Here is a 19,080-nt window from a genome sequence, read left to right as displayed (position 1 = left end):
AAATGCTATGGAGAGAGATTATTCCCCTTATTCTTCCTTCGCTTATGAGTTGTACGATAATCTTTAGAGAACAAAGTCTTTTTGCCCTTAGTAAAAAAAGACTTTACACAAACAAAAGGATGACATGTTGTTGTCACCCTTTTATTCTACCTATTATTTCACCAACACAGCATGGACTACTTTAATACATAAGTCCATAATAACAGTAAAGCCATGACGCTTTAAGTAATGATATGCTTCTTCATTAACAATACCTTGTTGAGCCCAAAAAACCCTACAACTTGTTTTTACAGCTTGTTCTGCAATTTCAGGTAAAAATTCTGGTTTGCGAAACACATTAATAATATCTATTGAATCAGGTACTTCTGACAACGACGTATAGGCTTTTTCCCCAAGAACTTCCTCTACAGTGGGGTTTACAGGAATGATTTTATACCCTTCTTGTTGCATAATCTTAGCAATTTGGTAAGATGTTCGTTCTGGATTATTTGATAATCCAACAACGGCAATTGTTTTAGCGGTAGCTAGAATCTGCTTCAGTTCTTCATTTGTTGGGTTTTCCCAAGTCATATAATGACCTCCTTCATTTTATCCCAAAAATAAGTTGCTATAAGATTCCTGCTGAGACGAGAAATGAAGAGGTAACAGCACCTAAATGGTCTTCTTTGTAAGCATTCTTTAAGTCACACCTTAGTGATGCAGACAATTAGGCGAGAGGCTTCCCGTTATTGTAATAATCCCTGTTCTGTTAAAAAATCTTTAGCAACTTTTTCAGGTGACTGATCTTCATAGTCCACTAGATAATTCATTTCCCTCATTTGTTTATCCGTTATTTTACCTCCAAGCTGATTTAAAACTTGCTCTAGTCCAGGTTGTTTTTCTAACGTATCGTTACGTAAAAGAGGTGCACCTTGATAAGGAGGAAATAAATTTTTCGTATCTTCTAAAGCAACTAAACCAAGCTCTTCCATGTAACTATCTGTTGCATATGCATCAATGAGATCAACTTCACCCGATGTTAATGCTTCCTGTCGCAAACCAGGATCCATTGTGTTAACATCTGCAATGTCCAGCTCATAAACATCCTGCATTCCAACATATCCATCGTATCTGTCCTTAAATTCCAATGTAAATCCTGCAATCAACTGTTCTTCTACTTGTTTAATGTCTTCCATTGTTTGCAAGTTATATTGATCAGCTATTTCTTTTGTCGTTGCAACGGTGTACGTATTATTATAATCCATCGGCTGTAAATATGCCATATCAAATGCCTCTTCCATTCCATCTTTGGCTTGTTGATACACTTCTAGTTCATTTTGGCTAGTTGTCTCTTCTTCTAAATGAGTAACAATGGCTGTTCCTGTAAATTCAGGATAAACATCAATACTTCCTTGTTCCAATGCCTCAAACACAAATGCTGTTTTTCCAAGATTTGGCTTTAGGGTAACGTTTAAATCCATTCCCTCTTCTATTAAGAGCTTGTACATATTCATTAAAATAGTGGGCTCAGCCCCTAATTTCCCACCGATCACGATGTCTTCCTTTTCTTCCGTTTCGATAACGAATGGAGCGATAACAATACATATAGCAAGTAGTAACATAACTAACAGCGTTTTAATGCCTGCTTTCTTAGAAACTCTTTCAAACCACCGTAAAATGACATCGAGTGCAATTGCAAGTAAAGCGGCAGGTATAGCTCCTAATAAAATTAAATTAACATCAGCTCCACGGTCTAAGCCTAATAGAATAATTTCTCCTAAACCGCCAGCTCCAATTAAAGCGGCTAATGTAGTTGTTCCAACAATTAAAACCATAGATGTCCGAACTCCTGCCATTAATACTGGCATCGCAATAGGTAGTTCAACTTTTATTAACCGCTTATAAGAATTCATCCCCATGCCAGTTGCTGCTTCAATATAAGCTTGCTCTACTTCTTTAATCCCAGTATAACTATTTCGTAAAATTGGCAGTAAACCGTAAGCAGTTAAAGCGATAACAGCTGGTAGCGTTCCAATACCGAAAAAAGGAATTAAAAATGCTAACACCGCTAAACTTGGAATAGTCTGTAAAATAGCTGTAAGACCTATGACCGGTTCAGCTATTTTAGGAAATCTTGTTAACAAGAGCCCTAAAGGAACGGCAATTAAAATAGCAATAATTAAAGAAATAAGTGATATTTGCAAATGCTCCCAAATAGTTTCAGCAAGCATTCCTTGTCGGTTTTGAAATGCGTTTATAAACTCATTCATCTTCTGATCCCCCTGCAAACAGGGACTGATCTTTTAAATACGCAACCATATCTCTAAATTGAAACACTCCAACAAGTTTATTTTCTTTTACTATTGGGAAGAAATCTTGGTCTACTTCTTCTGTCATATGGACCACCTCTGATAAAGGAAGATTATGTTGTAGTTGTATGCCTTCCATCGTCCTACCTTGTTTCACCATACCAACATAATTATTATTTTCATCCTCTATTATATATAGTAGGTTAGGATCATATTCTCCTTGTTTCAAAGCAGTTCGGCTTAATATATGTTTTCTTGCAGAAGAAGCAATTGTTTCCACAGGTGTCTCCCAAGGTGACTGACTTTTACCAGTGAATTCTTTTACAAATGTAGTTTTCGGGTGACGTACGAGATTGTCTGGTGTATCAAACTGTACAATTTCCCCTTCATTCATTAAACAAACACGATCCCCTAATGCCATTGCTTCTTTTATATCATGGGTAACAAACAAAATGGTTTTTTTCACTTCTTGTTGTAATCTTTGGATATCTGTTTGCAATTGCTGCCTACTGATCGGATCTAAGGCACTAAATGGCTCATCCATCAATATAATATCCGGATCACCTGCCAAAGCACGAATAACTCCAATACGCTGTTGCTGACCACCAGAAAGTTCGACTGGCAGTTTTTTCTTATACATGGATGGATCAAGACCGACCATCTCTAATAGTTCCTTAGATCGATTTCGAATTCGTCGTCGATCCCATTTTTTTAATTCAGGAACAACTGCGATATTTTCTTCTATGGTCATATGAGGAAATAAAGCTATTTCTTGTAGTACGTAACCAATATTCCACCGTAACTGGTCAATTGGAAATGCCCTAATATTTTCTCCTTTTATGTAAATGTCACCTGAAGTTGGTTCCATTAGTCGATTAACCATTTTAATTGTTGTTGTTTTACCACAACCACTTGGGCCAATTAAAGTAATAAATTCTCCTTTTTCGACTTGAAAAGAAATATCTTTTACAGCTTCTGTTCCATCTGGATATGTTTTGTAAACTTGGTTAAATTCAATCATAAAACAAGCCTCCATATATATAATAACTGTGATCTACGTTCAGTTAGAAGGGTTCCTCTTTCTTAGCTGGATTTTTCGTTTAGCTAGTTATAACCTGTCTAGTTGTCTACTGGTTATAATTATTGTAGTATGAATGCTGTCATCTTTTAAAGCGAGCCTCAAACACAAACAATACCATATAGCAGTATACAATCATATGATTGTTTAAATAAGAATTTCAATGCTTATGTAATACCCCTTATACAAAACGAAGAAACCTAGTATATGAATTAACTGTTCTTAATTTCTAAACTTCATGCTAAAATAAAGAACAGCACTAATAAATTTTGTAAGTTTGCATGGTATTCATCATAACCACTATAATATACTTCGTTGTAATAATTGTAGTGCGGTAAAATCTTCAATTTATTTAGTAGTCCAAGGATATGTCCTAAGGGCTCTAAACGAACATGGAATTTAGGTGCTGTTATCTCCACTCATACTTGTTTAGCCCGTATCTTCTGAGTTTTGAAGTTCGGAGTCTTGCAGCACCCTATATCTGGAATAATTAACATCATATACGGAAAGTAGGGGAAATAAAATATGGAATTTATTCTGTTTGCTTTTATAGCCTATTTACTTGGTTCAATCCCTTCAGCGCTTATTGTTGGTAAGGTTGGATATAACAAAGATGTACGGCAGCATGGAAGCGGAAATTTAGGGGCAACTAACACCTTTCGTGTATTAGGTATAAAAGCTGGAATCATTGTAACTTTAGCTGACATTTTAAAAGGGACTGCAGCAACACTCATCCCCCTAATATTTGACGCTGATGTACACAGACTTATTATTGGACTGTTCGCCGTTATTGGTCACACATACCCGATTTTTGCTAAAATGAAAGGTGGAAAAGCAGTTGCGACGTCTGCAGGAATCATCTTAGGTATTAATCCACTATTATTTTTATTGATGATATCAACTTTCATTATTAGCTTGTATATTTCTAAATATGTGTCGCTTTCTTCCATTATTACTGGCTTCGTAACGGTTATTCTTTCTTTTATTTTTCAAAATACAGGATTAATTATTGTTACATCACTATTAACTATTTTTGTGATATATAGACATCGGGAAAATTTAAGGCGAATAAAGAACAAAACAGAGCCAAAAATTACGTGGATGTAAACTACATAACATGATCATCTAATACTCTATACTTTGTTGCAACTTATAAAGAAAAAAACATAGCTAGAACACTTGAAAAATAACGTTTCTTTGTAGCTACTTTGTAAAATGCATTTTACTTTGTTTTAAAGAACTTTAGCATGTCATTTACTGTTTATGCAAAATTTATCGTTTATCGTTTTTTGTATCATAGAATATTTTTGTAAAACTTTTCAATATAGATGTGCCCTTGCTTTATTTAGACATAAAGGAGGGCATTTACTTACTTTTATTTAAACTGGTTGCAGATAAAAAACTCTTATTAAGAAATAAAACCTAAAAATTGATTATCATTACGTCGTAACGTATACTTTAACAATATAGAGAAAGGGGGCAATATGATGAAACATCAAGCAAAGGCTTTTCCAGTAAAACAATTACCTTCTAAAGAAAAGCGCCATCAACTATTTGGTTCTGTAAAACCTGCCCCAAAAACAAAACCTGTTGATAAAATGCATATGGCGGATTTACAGAATACAAAAAAAGATTTTTTATTTGATCTAGATGCGGTTGGGGTTACAAAGGTAAAACACCCTATTTTGATATATAGTTTCATGCCACCGTACACACAAACAAGTATCGCAGAATTCACATTAACTTCCAGCTTAAAACAAACGAACAAAGGCACAAACATGAGTCGCTTTATTGAGCAACTAGCAAGTTACCAAAAAAATGGTTTCTCTACGGACCTAGAATTATTAAAGAAGTTCACAAAAGATATGGCCAAAAGAGTTGAACAACAAGATGCAACAATAGAAGTAAACTTCCCTTGGTTTTTTGAAAGACAAGCCCCTGACACAAGTCTTATTGGCTTAAATCACGCTAATGCGAGTATTAAAATGGAATACCACGAAACAAAAGGATTCCATATTCAATTATCTTTAGGTGTATCCATTACTACACTATGCCCTTGCTCTAAAGAAATAAGTGAATATAGCGCTCATAATCAGCGAGGTAATGTTACAATGGAAATAAGAGTTAGTGATGATTATCAAGAAGAAGATCTTGATTGGAAAAAAGTCTTACTTGAGGCAGCAGAAAGTAACGCAAGCGCTCGATTACATCCTATTTTAAAACGAACGGATGAAAAATTTGTCACAGAACAAGCATATGAAAATCCGCGTTTTGTCGAAGATATGGTTCGTTTAATAGCTGCTGATTTATATGAAACGCCATTTATTGAAAAGTTTAAAGTAACTTGCCAAAATGAAGAGTCTATTCATATGCACGATGCGATTGCTGAAATCACTTATGATAAGACCAAGGGTATTTGAGGTAAAGAAGGGTTATTATGAAATATATCTTTATCGGTTTGATAAAATTTTACCGTAATGCTATTAGTCCCTTTAAACCGCCGAGTTGCCGATTTTTCCCTACTTGCTCTGAATATGGACTCGAAGCCTACAAACGATTTGGTGTTGTTAAAGGTACCTATCTAACAGTAAAGCGGATTAGCAAATGTCACCCTTTTCATCCAGGTGGCATTGATCTGGTGCCTGAAAAGAAAAAGAAATGAAAAGGAGCTGTCACCATGGAGATACAGATAAGTAAAGAAGCAGCGAAATGGTATAAGCATGAGTTAGATTTAGAAGACAATGACAACTACATTCGCTTTTTTGTCAGATATGGAGGATTTGGAGGTAATATTCCAGGTTTTTCACTAGGTGTAAGTAAGGATGCACCTGAGGAGGTACATGCTGCTAAAGAAATAGACAACATTACTTTTTATGTCGAAGAAAAAGATGCATGGTACTTTGAAGATAATGATTTAAAAATTAAGTTTAGCAGAAAAAAACAAGAACCAGAAATTTCTTATGAAAAAAGAGCTTAGATTATAAGCTCTTTTTTCATACTCTTTAAAGGAAAACAGAAAGTACACTTATTTCCAATTTTTTAACATGTGAGTGTTGAAGACTTTCTATGCAATTGTAGCTGTTTTAAGAACTATAGTAATTGGAATCGTTCTATTTGGTCCCACTCGTCTTCTTTTTCCAATATGTATTTTTGCTTTTCTCCAAATAAATCAAAGTGCGGAAAATCAGCCTTTTGATCAATCCACTCCGGCTGTAAATTGTACTTCTTTCCCCAAGCAATTAATTTTTGTATATCTTTGCAACCTGCTTTCGTTACTGTTGTACATTTGGGAAAACGATGATCCAACCAAAAATGGGTTAAAAAAGCAATTTCTCCTGCCCTTACTTTTTGCTTCCAATACTTTAATTCTTGACGACTAATGCCGAATGCCACTTTCTTTTTCTCCTTTTAATTGACTTTTATATGCTTGATGCCAGGTTGGAAAGGTCTTCTTCAGCGATAGCGGACGAAACGTGTGCTTATTCACAATAACATGTTCCGTTGTCCCACTAACAGCAACTTTCTCTTGCCCATTCAATATATAATAACCGTAGACTGTACGTATGCCATTATAAGATTCTAGCCACGTTTCAACAGTTACTTGTTCCCCGTAACGAATTGGGTGTTTAAATTGAATGTTTGCGTTAGTGACAGGCGAAACGATTTGATGTGCTTCCATTTCTGTATATTTTAACCCTAATGATTCAATAAATTTCGTTCTTCCAATTTCAAACCACACTAAATAATTAGCATGATATACAACTCCCATCTGATCTGTTTCTTGATAACGTACTTCGATTGGTGTTTTTATACTTGACAATGAAGGATTCCTCCTATTAAAAACTATTTCTTTATATAGCTTAACATATTTTCAAGAATCCTTCTTCTAGCAAGTTTTAACGTATGTAACAAAGCTTAATATCAAGGACACTCGTTTAGAATCAATCTACTTAGTATTCTATAAAGTGAATTTGCCACCTTCCATTCTTCACGCATTATCTCATAGGATAAGTGTATTAGCTGAAGATACCATTTAAACTTGTTATCTTAAAGTGGGAGCCTTACAACGTCTTACATTCGAGGTATTCCCCCCAAATACAACAATTTGTACTTGGGAGGGGAAGAAAGTAACATTAATTTTGGTCTTTATATTCATCTTTAATTTCTTGGCGCATACCTTCAATCGCTTGTTCTCTTCGCTTATTCTTTTCTTGAATAGCTTCTTTCTCCTTACCAGAAGAAAATTGCATGGTCTCATGTGATTTTTCAATATTTTGTATCGTATCTTGGACCATATCTTGCAGTTTTTCTACATTGTCACTTCGATCATCAGGTTTAGGACGATATTGATCTGACATATCTCTGCCCCCTTTTCTATTTAATATTTCCGTTCGTTTATAGTTTGCCTAGTTAAAATAGATCTATACCATTCTTCCATTTATTTTAAAAAAAGTCACGTAACCATTTAAAAAGTGGTTACGTGACTTTTTATGCATTCTTTTGTTGAATATGCTTATGTTTTGCTTCTATTTTTTCTTCGATTTTTTCCATCAAACGTTGATCTTCTAAGATAGATTGGCGATTTTTCTGCAACAAATCATTAAATGTTCGGTTTTTTTTAAGAGAAATGGGGATCTCCTCCTTTTTAAAACAGGTTACCCATTTCAGAATCATTGTATACACCGAATTACTATTTTTATTACAGCAATATATAGACGGGAATAAACATATGAAGTACAGGCAATTTCCCCCTGTACTTGGGCCTACATATCTGCTACCGTTTTTTTCATAAATTGATAATCCATTGGTCCTGGATGTATTTTGGCAATCTTTCCTTCCTGATCAATAAAATAAGTGGTTGGTACAGCTACAACCTTATAGGCACTTCTAACTTCCGCTTTTTCATCTAGAGGAATTGGGTATGTATAGTCATATTTCTCAATATAAGCCGCGACATCTTCCTTTTTGCTTTCACTCTTTGTTAAATTGATAGCTACTACCTCTACTTCATCTTTAAAATGATCATAAAACTCTTGCATGGCGGGCATTTCCTTACGACAAGGAGGACACCATGTTGCCCAAAAATTTAGTATTACCTTTTTCCCTTGTAATTCTGAGAGTTGTAATTTCTTTTCACCCAATGTATTTAGTGAAAAATCTGGAGCAGTCTCGCCGACGTCAAGTGGATTTTTGACCGAAGAAATCATTCCACCTTCTGTATCTCCAGTTACGTTGTATGCATTTTCTTTTGTTGTTTCCGATTCTTTCTTTTGCTGTACGTAATTAAATAACACACCGCCAGCTAAGGCAATAATGATTGAAATTCCTACTATCCTCTTTAACATAAAAATTTCCCCTTGTCCTTTTTCATATTCATTATCTATCACCGGCTATATGTATCGTTTACCAATAACTATTATTTACCCAAATTAATAAAAATCTTAAATAATTGTATAGTCAACTAAAACCCATTTTAACATCTTTAGAATATAAAGACACGTGATATTTTTATACTACAGGAAAAACGAGAAATATTATGAACGAATCAACTAAAGATAAAGAAATCATGCCACAAAAACAGATGATGATATCGTAGGGCGATTCGTGAAGTCACTTAGTTGCTGGGCGATGGAGCCCGACATGGCTGTTCAGTTATTTCCTTATCTACTAGCACCTCACTTTATAATTTTATATGAAAAACAACTCTTTTTACACTTATCTAATTCATTTATTTTAGACAGTATTTTAAGAAACTAAACATTTTAAAGCAAAAGTTTTTTCATGATAGATGGTGGCTCGCACTCTTGGCGAGCCATGGTTGTTTCTTACCTTATTAAAAAAGATCTCTGCCAATAAAATAAATAGGCAGAGATCTCAATCTCCTCTTGTTCTTTGTTAAATAACGCTTAGCTTGCTACGTAACACCATTTGCAAAATACCACCGTGTCTATAATAATCAATTTCTACATCACTGTCAAAGCGAGCAATAGCTTCAAATTCTACTTGTTTACCAGATTCATCAACTGCTGTTACTTTAACCAAATCATGAGGTTTTACGCTTTCATCTACTGCCACATGATAGGTTTCCTTTCCAGTTAAGCCAAATTTATCAGCGTTTTCTCCTTGCTTAAATTGTAAAGGAAGAACTCCCATCATAACCAAGTTTGACCGATGGATGCGCTCAAAGCTTTCAGCAATAACTGTTTTGATTCCTAATAAATTTGTTCCTTTTGCAGCCCAATCTCTAGAAGAGCCCATTCCATAGTCTTTACCTGCAATCACCATAAGACCAGTATCTTCTTCTTGATACTTCATGGCAGCATCATAGATTGGCACAACTTCTTCTGTTGGCCAGTATGTTGTAAATCCACCTTCTGTTCCTGGTGCAATTAAGTTACGGATTCGAATATTTGCAAAGGTACCACGCATCATCACTTCATGATTTCCACGACGTGAACCATATGAGTTGAAATTACGAGGTGACACACCTTTATCCTGCAAATATTTTCCTGCCGGCATATCTTTTGCAATTGCTCCAGCTGGTGAAATATGATCTGTTGTAACAGAATCACCAAACTTCCCAACAACTCGCAAATTCTGTAAAGGCTCTACAATACCTGGTTCTTTCGATAACCCTTCAAAAAATGGAGGATTTTGAATATACGTAGACTCACTATCCCACTCAAACAGTGGTTCATCTGTAGTATCAATTTGATTCCAACGCTCATTGGAACTAAATACATCTTCGTACTCTTTGCGGAAAATTTCTGGTTGGACAACTGCTTCTACTTGTTTTTTAATATCTTCCATAGAAGGCCAAATGTCACTCATGTATACTGGATTTCCGTCTTTATCTGTTCCTAATGCATCTTTTTTCAAATCAATATCAACTGTACCTGCAAGTGCATAAGCAACAACCAATGGTGGTGAAGCTAAATAGTTAGCTTTTACCAACGGATGGATACGTCCTTCGAAGTTACGGTTTCCAGATAACACAGAAGCTACGGTCAAATCGTTTTCAATAATTGCTTGTTCGATTTCTTCACGTAGAGGCCCTGAGTTACCAATACAAGTAGTGCAACCATACCCAACTAAGTTAAAACCTAGTTTATCCAAGTATGGAGTTAGACCTGCATCTTCCAAATACCGTGTAACTACTTTTGATCCAGGTGCAAGCGAAGTTTTTACATACTCCGGAACTTCTAAACCTTTTTCCACAGCATTTTTCGCAAGCAACCCTGCCCCTAACATTACATAAGGATTTGACGTATTCGTGCAAGATGTAATTGCTGCAATTGCAAGCGCACCTGTTTTCATTACAGAAGATTTTCCATTAGGGTGTTCGACAACAGCTTTTTTATCAAATTCAGATTTATGTAATCCAAAACCTTGATTTCCAGCTGGTGCTGTTATTGCTTTATTAAACTCTTTTTTCATATTAGATAAAGAAATGAGATCTTGCGGACGTTTCGGCCCGGATAGATTTGGTTCTAATTTGGATAAATTAATTTCTACAATTTCTGTATAATTTGGATCTTCTTGATCTGGTGAATACCAGAGGTTATTTAATTTACAGTATTTTTCTACAAGATCAATCTGTTCTTGAGTCCTACCTGTTAATTTTAAATAGTTTAATGATTCTTCATCAACTGGGAAGAACCCGCAAGTAGCACCATATTCTGGCGCCATGTTTGAGATCGTTGCTCGGTCAGCTAATGGCATATCTTTTAGACCTGGACCAAAATATTCTACAAATTTACCTACCACATTTTTTTCACGTAACACTTGTGTAACTTTTAATGCTAAATCAGTCGCTGTAGTGCCATTTGGAAAACTACCTGTAAATTTCACACCAATTACATCAGGTGCAGGAAAGTACGAAGGTTGCCCAAGCATACCTGCTTCTGCTTCAATACCTCCCACGCCCCATCCTAATACTCCTAGACCATTTATCATCGTAGTATGTGAATCAGTACCTACTAATGTATCAGGAAACGCCTCATATTCGCCATTTTCATTTTCTATACCATGAACGACATTAGCTATATATTCCAAGTTCACTTGGTGAACAATCCCGGTTGCAGGTGGAACTGCACGGTAATTATTAAATGCTTTTTGTGCCCAGTTTAAAAATTCATAACGCTCTGCATTTCGTTCAAATTCCAATTCCATATTAGCTTTTAGTGCATTTGCAGTACCATATTGATCTACTTGTACAGAGTGATCAATAACTAAGTCTACAGGTACTTCAGGATTGATTTCTCCAGGCTCTCCTCCCATATCTACCATAGCCTTTCTTAGTGAAGCAAGATCGACTACGGCTGGGACACCAGTGAAGTCTTGCAAAATAACACGGGATGGTTTGAAAGGCACATCTACTCCTACGCCCTCTTTTGTCCCCCATTTTGCTAATCTTTCTACATGTTCGTCTTTAATTTGATGCCCATCATGTTGACGAATTAAAGATTCTAACAGCACACGTATTGAAAAAGGTAATCGTGCTACTTTTCCAAAACCAGCTTCTTCTAAAGCTTTTAGTTCATAATAATTGTACGTTTTGTCATTGAGTTTAAATTGCTTTTTTGCATTTAATGTATTGCTCTTCCCCATGTGTGTACCCCTTCCTTCTTCATGCTCGCCGTATCAAAATACAGCGTTTGTTATTACATCTACAATATAAAACCTTTCACTGTCTCTATCTTATAAGAAAAACCAACTTAAAACAAACCATTCAACCCTCTTAAGCTTATAGTAAAAAATTATGCATATCGATAAGAAAAACTTATATAAAATAATATTATTCCAATCACTTGTTTATACGATCACTTCTATGCTTTCAATTTTTATACTCTGACTTATTTAAAATCATGCTGGTATTGGGAAAATAATCCTGAATGTGCTACCAATCTGTTCATTTGCTTTTACCTCTAAAAACGCTTGATGTCTTTCTAAAATTTGTTTTGTAATCATAAGTCCCAGTCCTGTACCACTTTGTTTTGTAGTGAAAAAAGGCTCACCTAATTTATGTATTATTTCTTGCGGTATTCCGGGTCCTTCATCAATAATGCACACATCTACATGAGAGTCGGAAGAACTAGTTACGATTCGAATACTTCCTCCCTGTTCCATAGCCTCAATAGCATTTTTAATTAAGTTAATTAATACTTGTTTAATCTGTGAACGATCACAGTAAATTTTATCTTTTTCTGAGCCACCGTATTCAATAAAGATTCCTTTCATTTTTGCTTGAGGCCCAAGCAATACAATTACATCACGAATCATTGAATCAATTGATTCTAATTTCTTCGTTTCAGTTAATGGCTTAGAAATAAATAACAACTCTGAGGTGATCGTTTCCATTTTCTCTATTTCTTCTATCATAATATTGTAATATTCTTCTTTCCGTACACCCGCTTGCAGTAACTGCAAGAAACCTTTTAAAGATGTTAGAGGGTTACGAATCTCGTGAGCAACACCTGCAGCTAATTGACCAGCTACAGACATTTTCTCTGATTGAATCATTATTTCTTCTACTTCTTTCTTATCTCGCTTATCTGCTATAATGGAAAGATAGTAAGTTCTGCCTGTATCTTTTTCTTTCATTTTAGTCAGTGTACAAGATGACCAAATGGCTTCTCCAGCACTATTTAAAACATTCAGTTGATAAAAACGCTTTAGCGCTGGAGAACGGTCACAATTTTCTTTAATATAGTCAATATCTTCTGTAGATACAAATGTATACCATGGTTTTCCGATTAATTGGGATGGATGATAGCCAAGAACACGCTCGACAGATTTGGAAGTATAGACAAACAAACCGTCCTCATTCAAAACGGAAATAATATCATGGCAATTTTCTTCTATCCAAGTGAGCATAGATGTCGATAGAGACGACAATTGAGGATTATCCCTTTGCATCTGTTCCAGTTCAGCTAAATGAATAGTTTCATCGGTATTTCCTATCTCTTTTTCGTACCTCATCATATTTCCCCCTTCTTTTGCAAATATCAACAATTCCTTTCTGTTACATAATTATATGACTTCAATTTTAATAGTATGACGCTTGTTTCCATATATTTTTCAGCTTATAATGAAATTGACCGTGTATTTAAACATCCAATTATTAGTAATATTACTATAAGTGAATGAAAAAATAAATTAAATAGTTAAATATTTTGTCAAATTCTTGCGAAATTTTGGAAAAAAGAAGGGGAGGAGGAGTATGATGTCGGTTTTTGTTGATTACTTAATTATTTTTTGGGGTTTTTTTATGATTGCAATTATGGCTATTGGCGGTTACTTCATGTTTCGTAAATTTCTTAAACGATTGCCAAAGGAAGATTGAAAATCGACAATGGACTGGGAAACTTATTTTGTAAATAAAACAAAACATATGTGGGATGATGAAGAAAAGCAACTTTTAGAAGAGTTGGTTTCTCCTGTTCCTGAACTATTCCGTGATGTTGCAAGACATAAGATTATCGGGAAAGTTGGAGAAGTTGCCTTAGCAAAAAGCAGACAAAAAATTACACAAGATGTATTAATTGAAGGGTATATAATTGCTACCCCCAAACGTGATCATAAATTTTTACGAAAAAAATTAGCTGAAAAACAAATTGATACTGCACCTTATGAACATTTCTTTCAACAATCCAATAATGATTACAATTCGGATTGGAAGAAAAAACATCAATTATAACCATATAAATTTATCTTAATGGTTTTGAAATAAATCTATCATAATACTATCCATAAATCTCTTATAATGGAAAAAACCGACTTATCCTTCAATAAAGAGGAAGATCGGTTTTTTACACTGGAAAATATAGAATTTCAGGGTTTATAGTATAAGAAAAACTAGAGCTATCGTCATAAGGCTTTGGCAATAGCCAAGTCTTTCTAAAATTTATTTGAAATTAAATTAGTTAAGTGAAAATAACGGCTATAGTGATCTGTGATTAAAAATTATTTAATTTAGTTTTTAATTCCTTAGCCAACTGTAAATATTTATAAAGCATCGCTATGCGCCAAGTAAAAATCATCCCAAAAGCTAATAGGAAAAACATACCACTAGTTTCACCAAGAGATATATGACTTCCTATAGCAAGCTTAACAACAATACGGAATAACAATAGACTAAATAGTATAAAAGCAAATGCTTTAGACGGAATTAAATAAATCGCTTGATTCCGAATTTGAAACTTGGATGTCTTAATTAAAAAGAAGGAGCATAATACACCTACACTAAAAGCTTCTAAAACTTGATACCAACTAATTTGAAACATAGGAAACAAAAACATTAGCGCTCCAGTACTCATAAAAAGTGGTGGTAGAATGATTTTCTTAACAGAAGCCGGCCTTTTTGCTGCTTTTAATCGAAGAAAAATCATAGAAGTTGCCATTATAGCTGCCCCAACTGTACTTGCAATAAACCAAAACATGTGCAATTCACTTTCTCCCATCATAACCTAAATAATTTACTTGTTTACGTGTGACATGGAGAGGAAAAGTAATAGACGAATAAACAAAGCGTCATTTGGAAATTATTTAATAATTAAGAAACAAGTGTCACGTGGTGTTAATACGTTTTTAAATGTATTACACGCTCAATGGTATCGTGGACTCGATTATCGTCAAATGGCTTAACAATGAAATCCTTTGCCCCAAGCTCTATCGCTTCAAAAACTACCTTTTGTTGCCCCATTGCCGAACACATAATTACGGAAGCTTTAGGATCTAATTCAATAATCTTTTTCATAGCTTCAATACCGTTCATTACAGGCATTGTTATATCCATAATTACAATATCTGGCTCCAATTCTTGATATAGTCGCACAGCTTCTTTGCCGTTTTCTGCTTCTCCAACAATTTCATGATTTTTCTTTTTTAGAATCGAAGCGAGTGCAGCCCGCAAAAAATTAGCGTCATCGACTACAAGTATTTTTGCCATGCCACATTTCCCCCTCACTACTCCGTATCATTAGCAATTGATAAAATAATTGTCATCATTACACCTACAACTGTTAAGTATACACCCAAATCAAATATCATGGCTGTAGCTAACTCAATTTCACCAAATATAGGAAAGTGAAAATAACCATAGGTTTGGGATAAAAAAGGCTGTTGAAAAAGAAAAGAACCAATACCTGTGCCAACAGCGATTGCTAAGCCAGCAGGAATTAATTTCACATAATTAATTGGTAACACCTTTCTTACTTCTTTAAACCCGTAGGACATATTCATTAAAAGAATAGCACCAGCAGTCATAAGGCCTCCAACAAATCCACCACCAGGAGAATTGTGTCCAGCCAATAACAAATACACTGCAAAACCCAGTAGAATAAAGGCAATTAAAGATGCAGTGGTTCGTAAAATAAGATCATTCGTTTTGTACATTTGTATTGCCCCTTTAATAGCAGTTATAGTTTTTATTGTAATATATCACAAGTTAAAAATCCATTAGAAGCCATAAAAACCAAATAATCCTGCTAAATATGAAGTTAGCGCGGTCATCCAATCAAAAAACAAAGCGATCCCCATAAAAATCATGACATAGCCACCAATTTTAACAAGTTTTAAGCTGTGCTTTTTTATCCATTTTAATTTACCAATAAAAAATGATAGTACGAAGAAAGGTACTGAAAAACCAAGTATGTATCCAATCATCATCATCATGCCGGTATTAGGCTCTGTGGCAGCTAATGATAATACGATCCCTAAAATCGGGCCAGTACATGGCGTCCATCCTAAGGAAAATGCTAGACCGATAATAAATGTGCCAATAAATCCTGCAGGGCGATTTTTAAAATTTATTTTTCGATCTTTCATTAAAAAATCAAAATTTAGTATACCAACGATAACTAAACCAAAAAACACGATCACTATAGCACCAATTTGCCGAATTATATCTTGGTACAAAAGCAAAAATTCCGATATACCTGAACTTACAAATCCCATCATAATAAATACGGCAGAAAATCCTAACAAGAAGAACACCGTATGAAATATGCTTTTTGCATTCATCATTTTATTGTCCTCAGCTAACTCATTTACGCTCATACCTGTAATATAGGATAAAAATGCTGGATATAAAGGTAATACACACGGGGATATAAAGGAGAGAAAACCTGCTCCAAAAGCTATGAATATATTTATTTCCGACAAAGGTATACCTCCTCTATTACTAATCAATGTGTCTATTGTATCAAACTGGCAATTGATGTCTAGCAAACATTTTTGACAATTAAGTGAAAACGTTTAAAAACCATAATTATTCATGAAATTTTAACCAATCTTCTATGAGCTTATAGATTACTCAATCACCTGTATTACTTAATTATTAAATTATATAGACTCATCAGAAAGAATTTAGCAGAAGAGAGGATGCTAATGATATCAATGCATAATGAACATATTGTGCTTTAAATGGCACCGTTTTGTATCGCTTAAAAACCTTTTATCATCCTTCTAATAAAAACTTCAATGAAACTAATCATTTGTTTAAACGTATTTTATATAGGGTAATTTCTCATAAATAGACTTGAACACTAAGAACGCAATTTATTAATATAATATAATGCAAAGAGTCAGAGAGGAGTTATGAAAAATTTATTTTATTTGTTGATTTTTGCTATAGTTGTTCAATTTATATTCTCCATCACTTAGAAATTACGAGGAGATATATTAGAAAACTTAAAGTACTTAAAAAAGAAACAATGGTTCCTAGATTATCTTAACCAAGAAAACTATTATGTTCACAACAAAAGAGTCCGTAAAACAATTGCTAATTTTAAAACAAAGAAACTTTAAAGGAAATCCTATTTAATTAAGTGTCAAAATAAACTTCACAAAGTTTAGCTCGGTGAGTCCCGCAACTCAATACGAACTTAAAGAAGCTCTGTAAAATGGACTGGTATGATGTTCACGTCGTCTTCCCTTGTTAAAAGCTCGTTTTTCATAAAATATCACTTTTTCTTAGGTAGCAGAGGAAAATATACTCGCTTTTCGAACGCCCGATCCTCCTCTTAAAGCTCGCTGTGCGATCTCGGTCGCTCGTTTTTCCACAGGAGTCTAGCAATATTTCCCCTGCAATGAGTATCTCAAAATAGAACCTTTTTCACCTCTTGCTGCCATAAAATTTCATGCTTCAAACGTTCAAAGTTTCTTGTGCCAAGTGAATCTCGCTTTAAAATCTTTACTGTATTGTTGATGCCTTTGGTATAACGGAGCCATGAAAGATTGTAAGATCTCTTGTTCCCAACGTAAAAACGTTTTTCTTACGTGGTGAAATGCCTATTCATCCATATTGGAAACACGCATCCATTCCAACATTCCTCCAATTTCTTCTCATCACTTGTTTTTATCCATTTATCTATTTTCCCAACCTAAAGTAATTCTGCTACTTTTACTTTAGGATAACAAAGAGAGGGAGAATAAGTGTATTTTTTGCACACTGTAGGAACTCCATTGCGTTTCAATAGAGGACACTACTACATTTAGTAAAGAGTCATATTAAAAAACCACCTTTTCTGCTTAATTTTTCACAGAAATAAGTGGTTTTAAGGAATTTTAACCCAAAATAATACTAAAAGTGCTAATAAAATTAATCAAACACACTTTTTGATAATGAATAACAACGTCTAAAACCGCTAGAACCCTTGGTATATCAACGTTTTTATTTCCCGGACTGATTGTTCATTGCACGCATCATTTGATTAATTTTCTTTTGGGAAGGTTTTTGACCCATTTGCATCATTAATGTTCGTAACATTTGCTCATTAATCGGTGGATTCTTTTTCATGTAATTCATCATATATTTTCTTGCAAGAAAGAATCCAAGAGCAACACCAATAATTAACGCTGCTACAGCGATTAATACGACCCATATTGTGTCCATGTAAAGCTTTCCTCCTTCGTGTTGTCTCTTAAAACAGTATAGTAAATTAATACTAGGAATACATTGCCTCATTATGTTCTGGTTGACTGTATTCCAAAATTGGTGTTATCCAACCAAAGTTTTGTACATTATCGCCAACGACAAAAAGCATTGGTTGATAACTACGTAATATTGGAAATAGCATTTCCTCAGCAATTTCTAACGTTTCACAATGAAATTTTAATTGTTTTTCACCAATATGTAAAGAAATGCATGCCTTCTTATTATATATACTAACCTTATGCTTGTCTATATTTACAAATAAATTAGCAGAATTAAAACGTTGAATTGTTAGCAAAATTCCTTTATAACAAATAGGGTACGTAATGTAATCAAATTGTCTGCGCAAAACAGAACGATTAGGTTGAGATTTCATTTCCATAAAAAACCGATATAATAAGCTACTTTTATGGAAATAATTCTTAGCTACTTCCTCAGTTAAGTGGTATATAGAATACATGTGCATAGGTATAATCTCTCCGATCTTCCTACTATCATGCAGGATTTTATTAGATACACCTATTATACGTGTTTCAAATTAAAAATACTGTCAGGTTTTAAAGAAAATTACCACTTCTTTTGTCTGTCTTTGGCGATCACTATAATATATTCGATTTAGATAAATAAAATTATTTACTAGAGTAAAAAAAGAGGCTGTTGCACAATCAGGTAATTGATTGTGTAACAGCTTTTTTGTGTATACACAAAAAAACAGACCACAAAGGGCCTGTTCTCATGTATTATTAATTTATGACCAATAAACAAATAACACAAACCCA

Annotated in this window: 21 protein-coding genes and 1 pseudogene; 5 read left to right on the top strand and 17 right to left on the bottom strand. The window is 34.3% G+C overall.

Features of this window, described 5'->3' with window-relative positions; genetic code table 11:
* Positions 1–153 precede the first annotated feature (153 nt).
* From HLX49_RS08235 to HLX49_RS08220, 4 genes are all read right to left on the bottom strand, one after another.
* Complete coding sequence (locus HLX49_RS08235) at positions 154–570, bottom strand: CoA-binding protein (RefSeq protein WP_077703802.1); 417 nt, start codon at positions 568–570, stop codon at positions 154–156.
* A 155-nt stretch (positions 571–725) separates the two neighbouring features.
* A complete protein-coding gene (locus tag HLX49_RS08230; protein WP_296361167.1) occupies positions 726–2,249 on the bottom strand; it encodes an ABC transporter permease/substrate-binding protein in 1,524 nt (507 codons plus the stop codon).
* A complete protein-coding gene (locus HLX49_RS08225; protein WP_077703807.1) occupies positions 2,242–3,309 on the bottom strand; it encodes an ABC transporter ATP-binding protein in 1,068 nt (355 codons plus the stop codon). The genes HLX49_RS08230 and HLX49_RS08225 overlap by 8 nt, the downstream gene beginning before the upstream one ends.
* Positions 3,310–3,602: 293 nt before the next feature.
* The gene (locus HLX49_RS08220; protein WP_141130720.1) at positions 3,603–3,785 is read right to left on the bottom strand and encodes a hypothetical protein; all 183 of its coding nucleotides are present in this window, start codon (positions 3,783–3,785) and stop codon (positions 3,603–3,605) included.
* A gap of 106 nt (positions 3,786–3,891) precedes the next feature.
* Here HLX49_RS08220 and plsY point away from each other — a divergent pair, with 106 nt between their 5' ends.
* The 4 genes from plsY (at position 3,892) to HLX49_RS08200 (ending at position 6,343) form a co-directional block, all read left to right on the top strand.
* Positions 3,892–4,473 (top strand): glycerol-3-phosphate 1-O-acyltransferase PlsY, encoded by a 582-nt coding sequence (gene plsY / locus HLX49_RS08215; protein WP_101933926.1) that lies wholly within the window; start codon positions 3,892–3,894, stop codon positions 4,471–4,473.
* Positions 4,474–4,850: 377 nt separating this feature from the next.
* Complete coding sequence (gene folE2 / locus HLX49_RS08210; RefSeq protein ID WP_296361157.1) at positions 4,851–5,786, top strand: GTP cyclohydrolase FolE2; 936 nt, start codon at positions 4,851–4,853, stop codon at positions 5,784–5,786.
* Between the two features lie 17 nt (positions 5,787–5,803).
* Positions 5,804–6,028, top strand: coding sequence for a membrane protein insertion efficiency factor YidD (gene yidD / locus HLX49_RS08205; protein ID WP_101933928.1), 225 nt, complete (start codon positions 5,804–5,806; stop codon positions 6,026–6,028).
* A 15-nt stretch (positions 6,029–6,043) separates the two neighbouring features.
* On the top strand, positions 6,044–6,343 hold the full coding sequence (locus HLX49_RS08200) for a HesB/YadR/YfhF family protein (protein WP_101933929.1): 300 nt from the start codon (positions 6,044–6,046) through the stop codon (positions 6,341–6,343).
* Positions 6,344–6,456: 113 nt separating this feature from the next.
* On the opposite strand, the gene HLX49_RS08195 is transcribed toward HLX49_RS08200, so the two are convergent.
* From HLX49_RS08195 to HLX49_RS08165, 7 genes are all read right to left on the bottom strand, one after another.
* A complete protein-coding gene (locus HLX49_RS08195) occupies positions 6,457–6,759 on the bottom strand; it encodes a hypothetical protein (protein ID WP_077703819.1) in 303 nt (100 codons plus the stop codon).
* Entirely contained in the window at positions 6,743–7,186 is a 444-nt protein-coding gene (locus HLX49_RS08190; protein WP_101933930.1) for an acyl-CoA thioesterase, read from the bottom strand. Before HLX49_RS08190 ends, HLX49_RS08195 begins: the two co-directional genes overlap by 17 nt.
* Positions 7,187–7,499: 313 nt before the next feature.
* Positions 7,500–7,724: a small acid-soluble spore protein Tlp gene (gene tlp / locus HLX49_RS08185; protein ID WP_101933931.1), complete on the bottom strand. Its 225-nt coding sequence runs from the start codon at positions 7,722–7,724 to the stop codon at positions 7,500–7,502.
* A gap of 130 nt (positions 7,725–7,854) precedes the next feature.
* Positions 7,855–8,040: an FbpB family small basic protein gene (locus HLX49_RS08180; RefSeq protein ID WP_077703828.1), complete on the bottom strand. Its 186-nt coding sequence runs from the start codon at positions 8,038–8,040 to the stop codon at positions 7,855–7,857.
* Between the two features lie 89 nt (positions 8,041–8,129).
* The gene (locus HLX49_RS08175) at positions 8,130–8,711 is read right to left on the bottom strand and encodes a TlpA disulfide reductase family protein (protein ID WP_077703831.1); all 582 of its coding nucleotides are present in this window, start codon (positions 8,709–8,711) and stop codon (positions 8,130–8,132) included.
* Positions 8,712–9,261: 550 nt separating this feature from the next.
* Entirely contained in the window at positions 9,262–11,976 is a 2,715-nt protein-coding gene (gene acnA / locus HLX49_RS08170) for an aconitate hydratase AcnA (protein ID WP_296361156.1), read from the bottom strand.
* 255 nt (positions 11,977–12,231) lie between these two features.
* On the bottom strand, positions 12,232–13,350 hold the full coding sequence (locus HLX49_RS08165) for an ATP-binding protein (protein WP_296361155.1): 1,119 nt from the start codon (positions 13,348–13,350) through the stop codon (positions 12,232–12,234).
* Positions 13,351–13,588: 238 nt separating this feature from the next.
* Here HLX49_RS08165 and HLX49_RS08160 point away from each other — a divergent pair.
* Positions 13,589–14,065: pseudogene (locus tag HLX49_RS08160) on the top strand (DUF2621 family protein).
* Between the two features lie 259 nt (positions 14,066–14,324).
* On the opposite strand, the gene HLX49_RS08155 reads toward HLX49_RS08160, so the two are convergent.
* The 6 genes from HLX49_RS08155 to sirA form a co-directional block, all read right to left on the bottom strand.
* Complete coding sequence (locus HLX49_RS08155) at positions 14,325–14,807, bottom strand: CcdC family protein (protein ID WP_077706896.1); 483 nt, start codon at positions 14,805–14,807, stop codon at positions 14,325–14,327.
* Positions 14,808–14,944: 137 nt separating this feature from the next.
* Positions 14,945–15,316 (bottom strand): response regulator, encoded by a 372-nt coding sequence (locus tag HLX49_RS08150; protein WP_077703843.1) that lies wholly within the window; start codon positions 15,314–15,316, stop codon positions 14,945–14,947.
* A gap of 17 nt (positions 15,317–15,333) precedes the next feature.
* Positions 15,334–15,762, bottom strand: a complete 429-nt coding sequence (locus tag HLX49_RS08145) for a Na(+)/H(+) antiporter subunit B (RefSeq protein WP_077703846.1) — start codon at positions 15,760–15,762, stop codon at positions 15,334–15,336.
* A gap of 63 nt (positions 15,763–15,825) precedes the next feature.
* Positions 15,826–16,530 (bottom strand): cytochrome c biogenesis CcdA family protein, encoded by a 705-nt coding sequence (locus tag HLX49_RS08140; protein WP_077703849.1) that lies wholly within the window; start codon positions 16,528–16,530, stop codon positions 15,826–15,828.
* A 1,510-nt stretch (positions 16,531–18,040) separates the two neighbouring features.
* Entirely contained in the window at positions 18,041–18,262 is a 222-nt protein-coding gene (locus HLX49_RS08135; RefSeq protein WP_050352841.1) for a YneF family protein, read from the bottom strand.
* A gap of 52 nt (positions 18,263–18,314) precedes the next feature.
* Entirely contained in the window at positions 18,315–18,761 is a 447-nt protein-coding gene (gene sirA, locus HLX49_RS08130; RefSeq protein ID WP_254844040.1) for a sporulation inhibitor of replication protein SirA, read from the bottom strand.
* Positions 18,762–19,080 lie beyond the last annotated feature (319 nt).

The organism is Virgibacillus sp. (assembly GCF_013393565.1).
GTDB lineage: Bacteria > Bacillota > Bacilli > Bacillales > Amphibacillaceae > Virgibacillus > Virgibacillus dokdonensis.
Note: the sequence above shows the minus strand (reverse complement) of the source record. Positions and strands in the feature narration are given on the sequence as shown.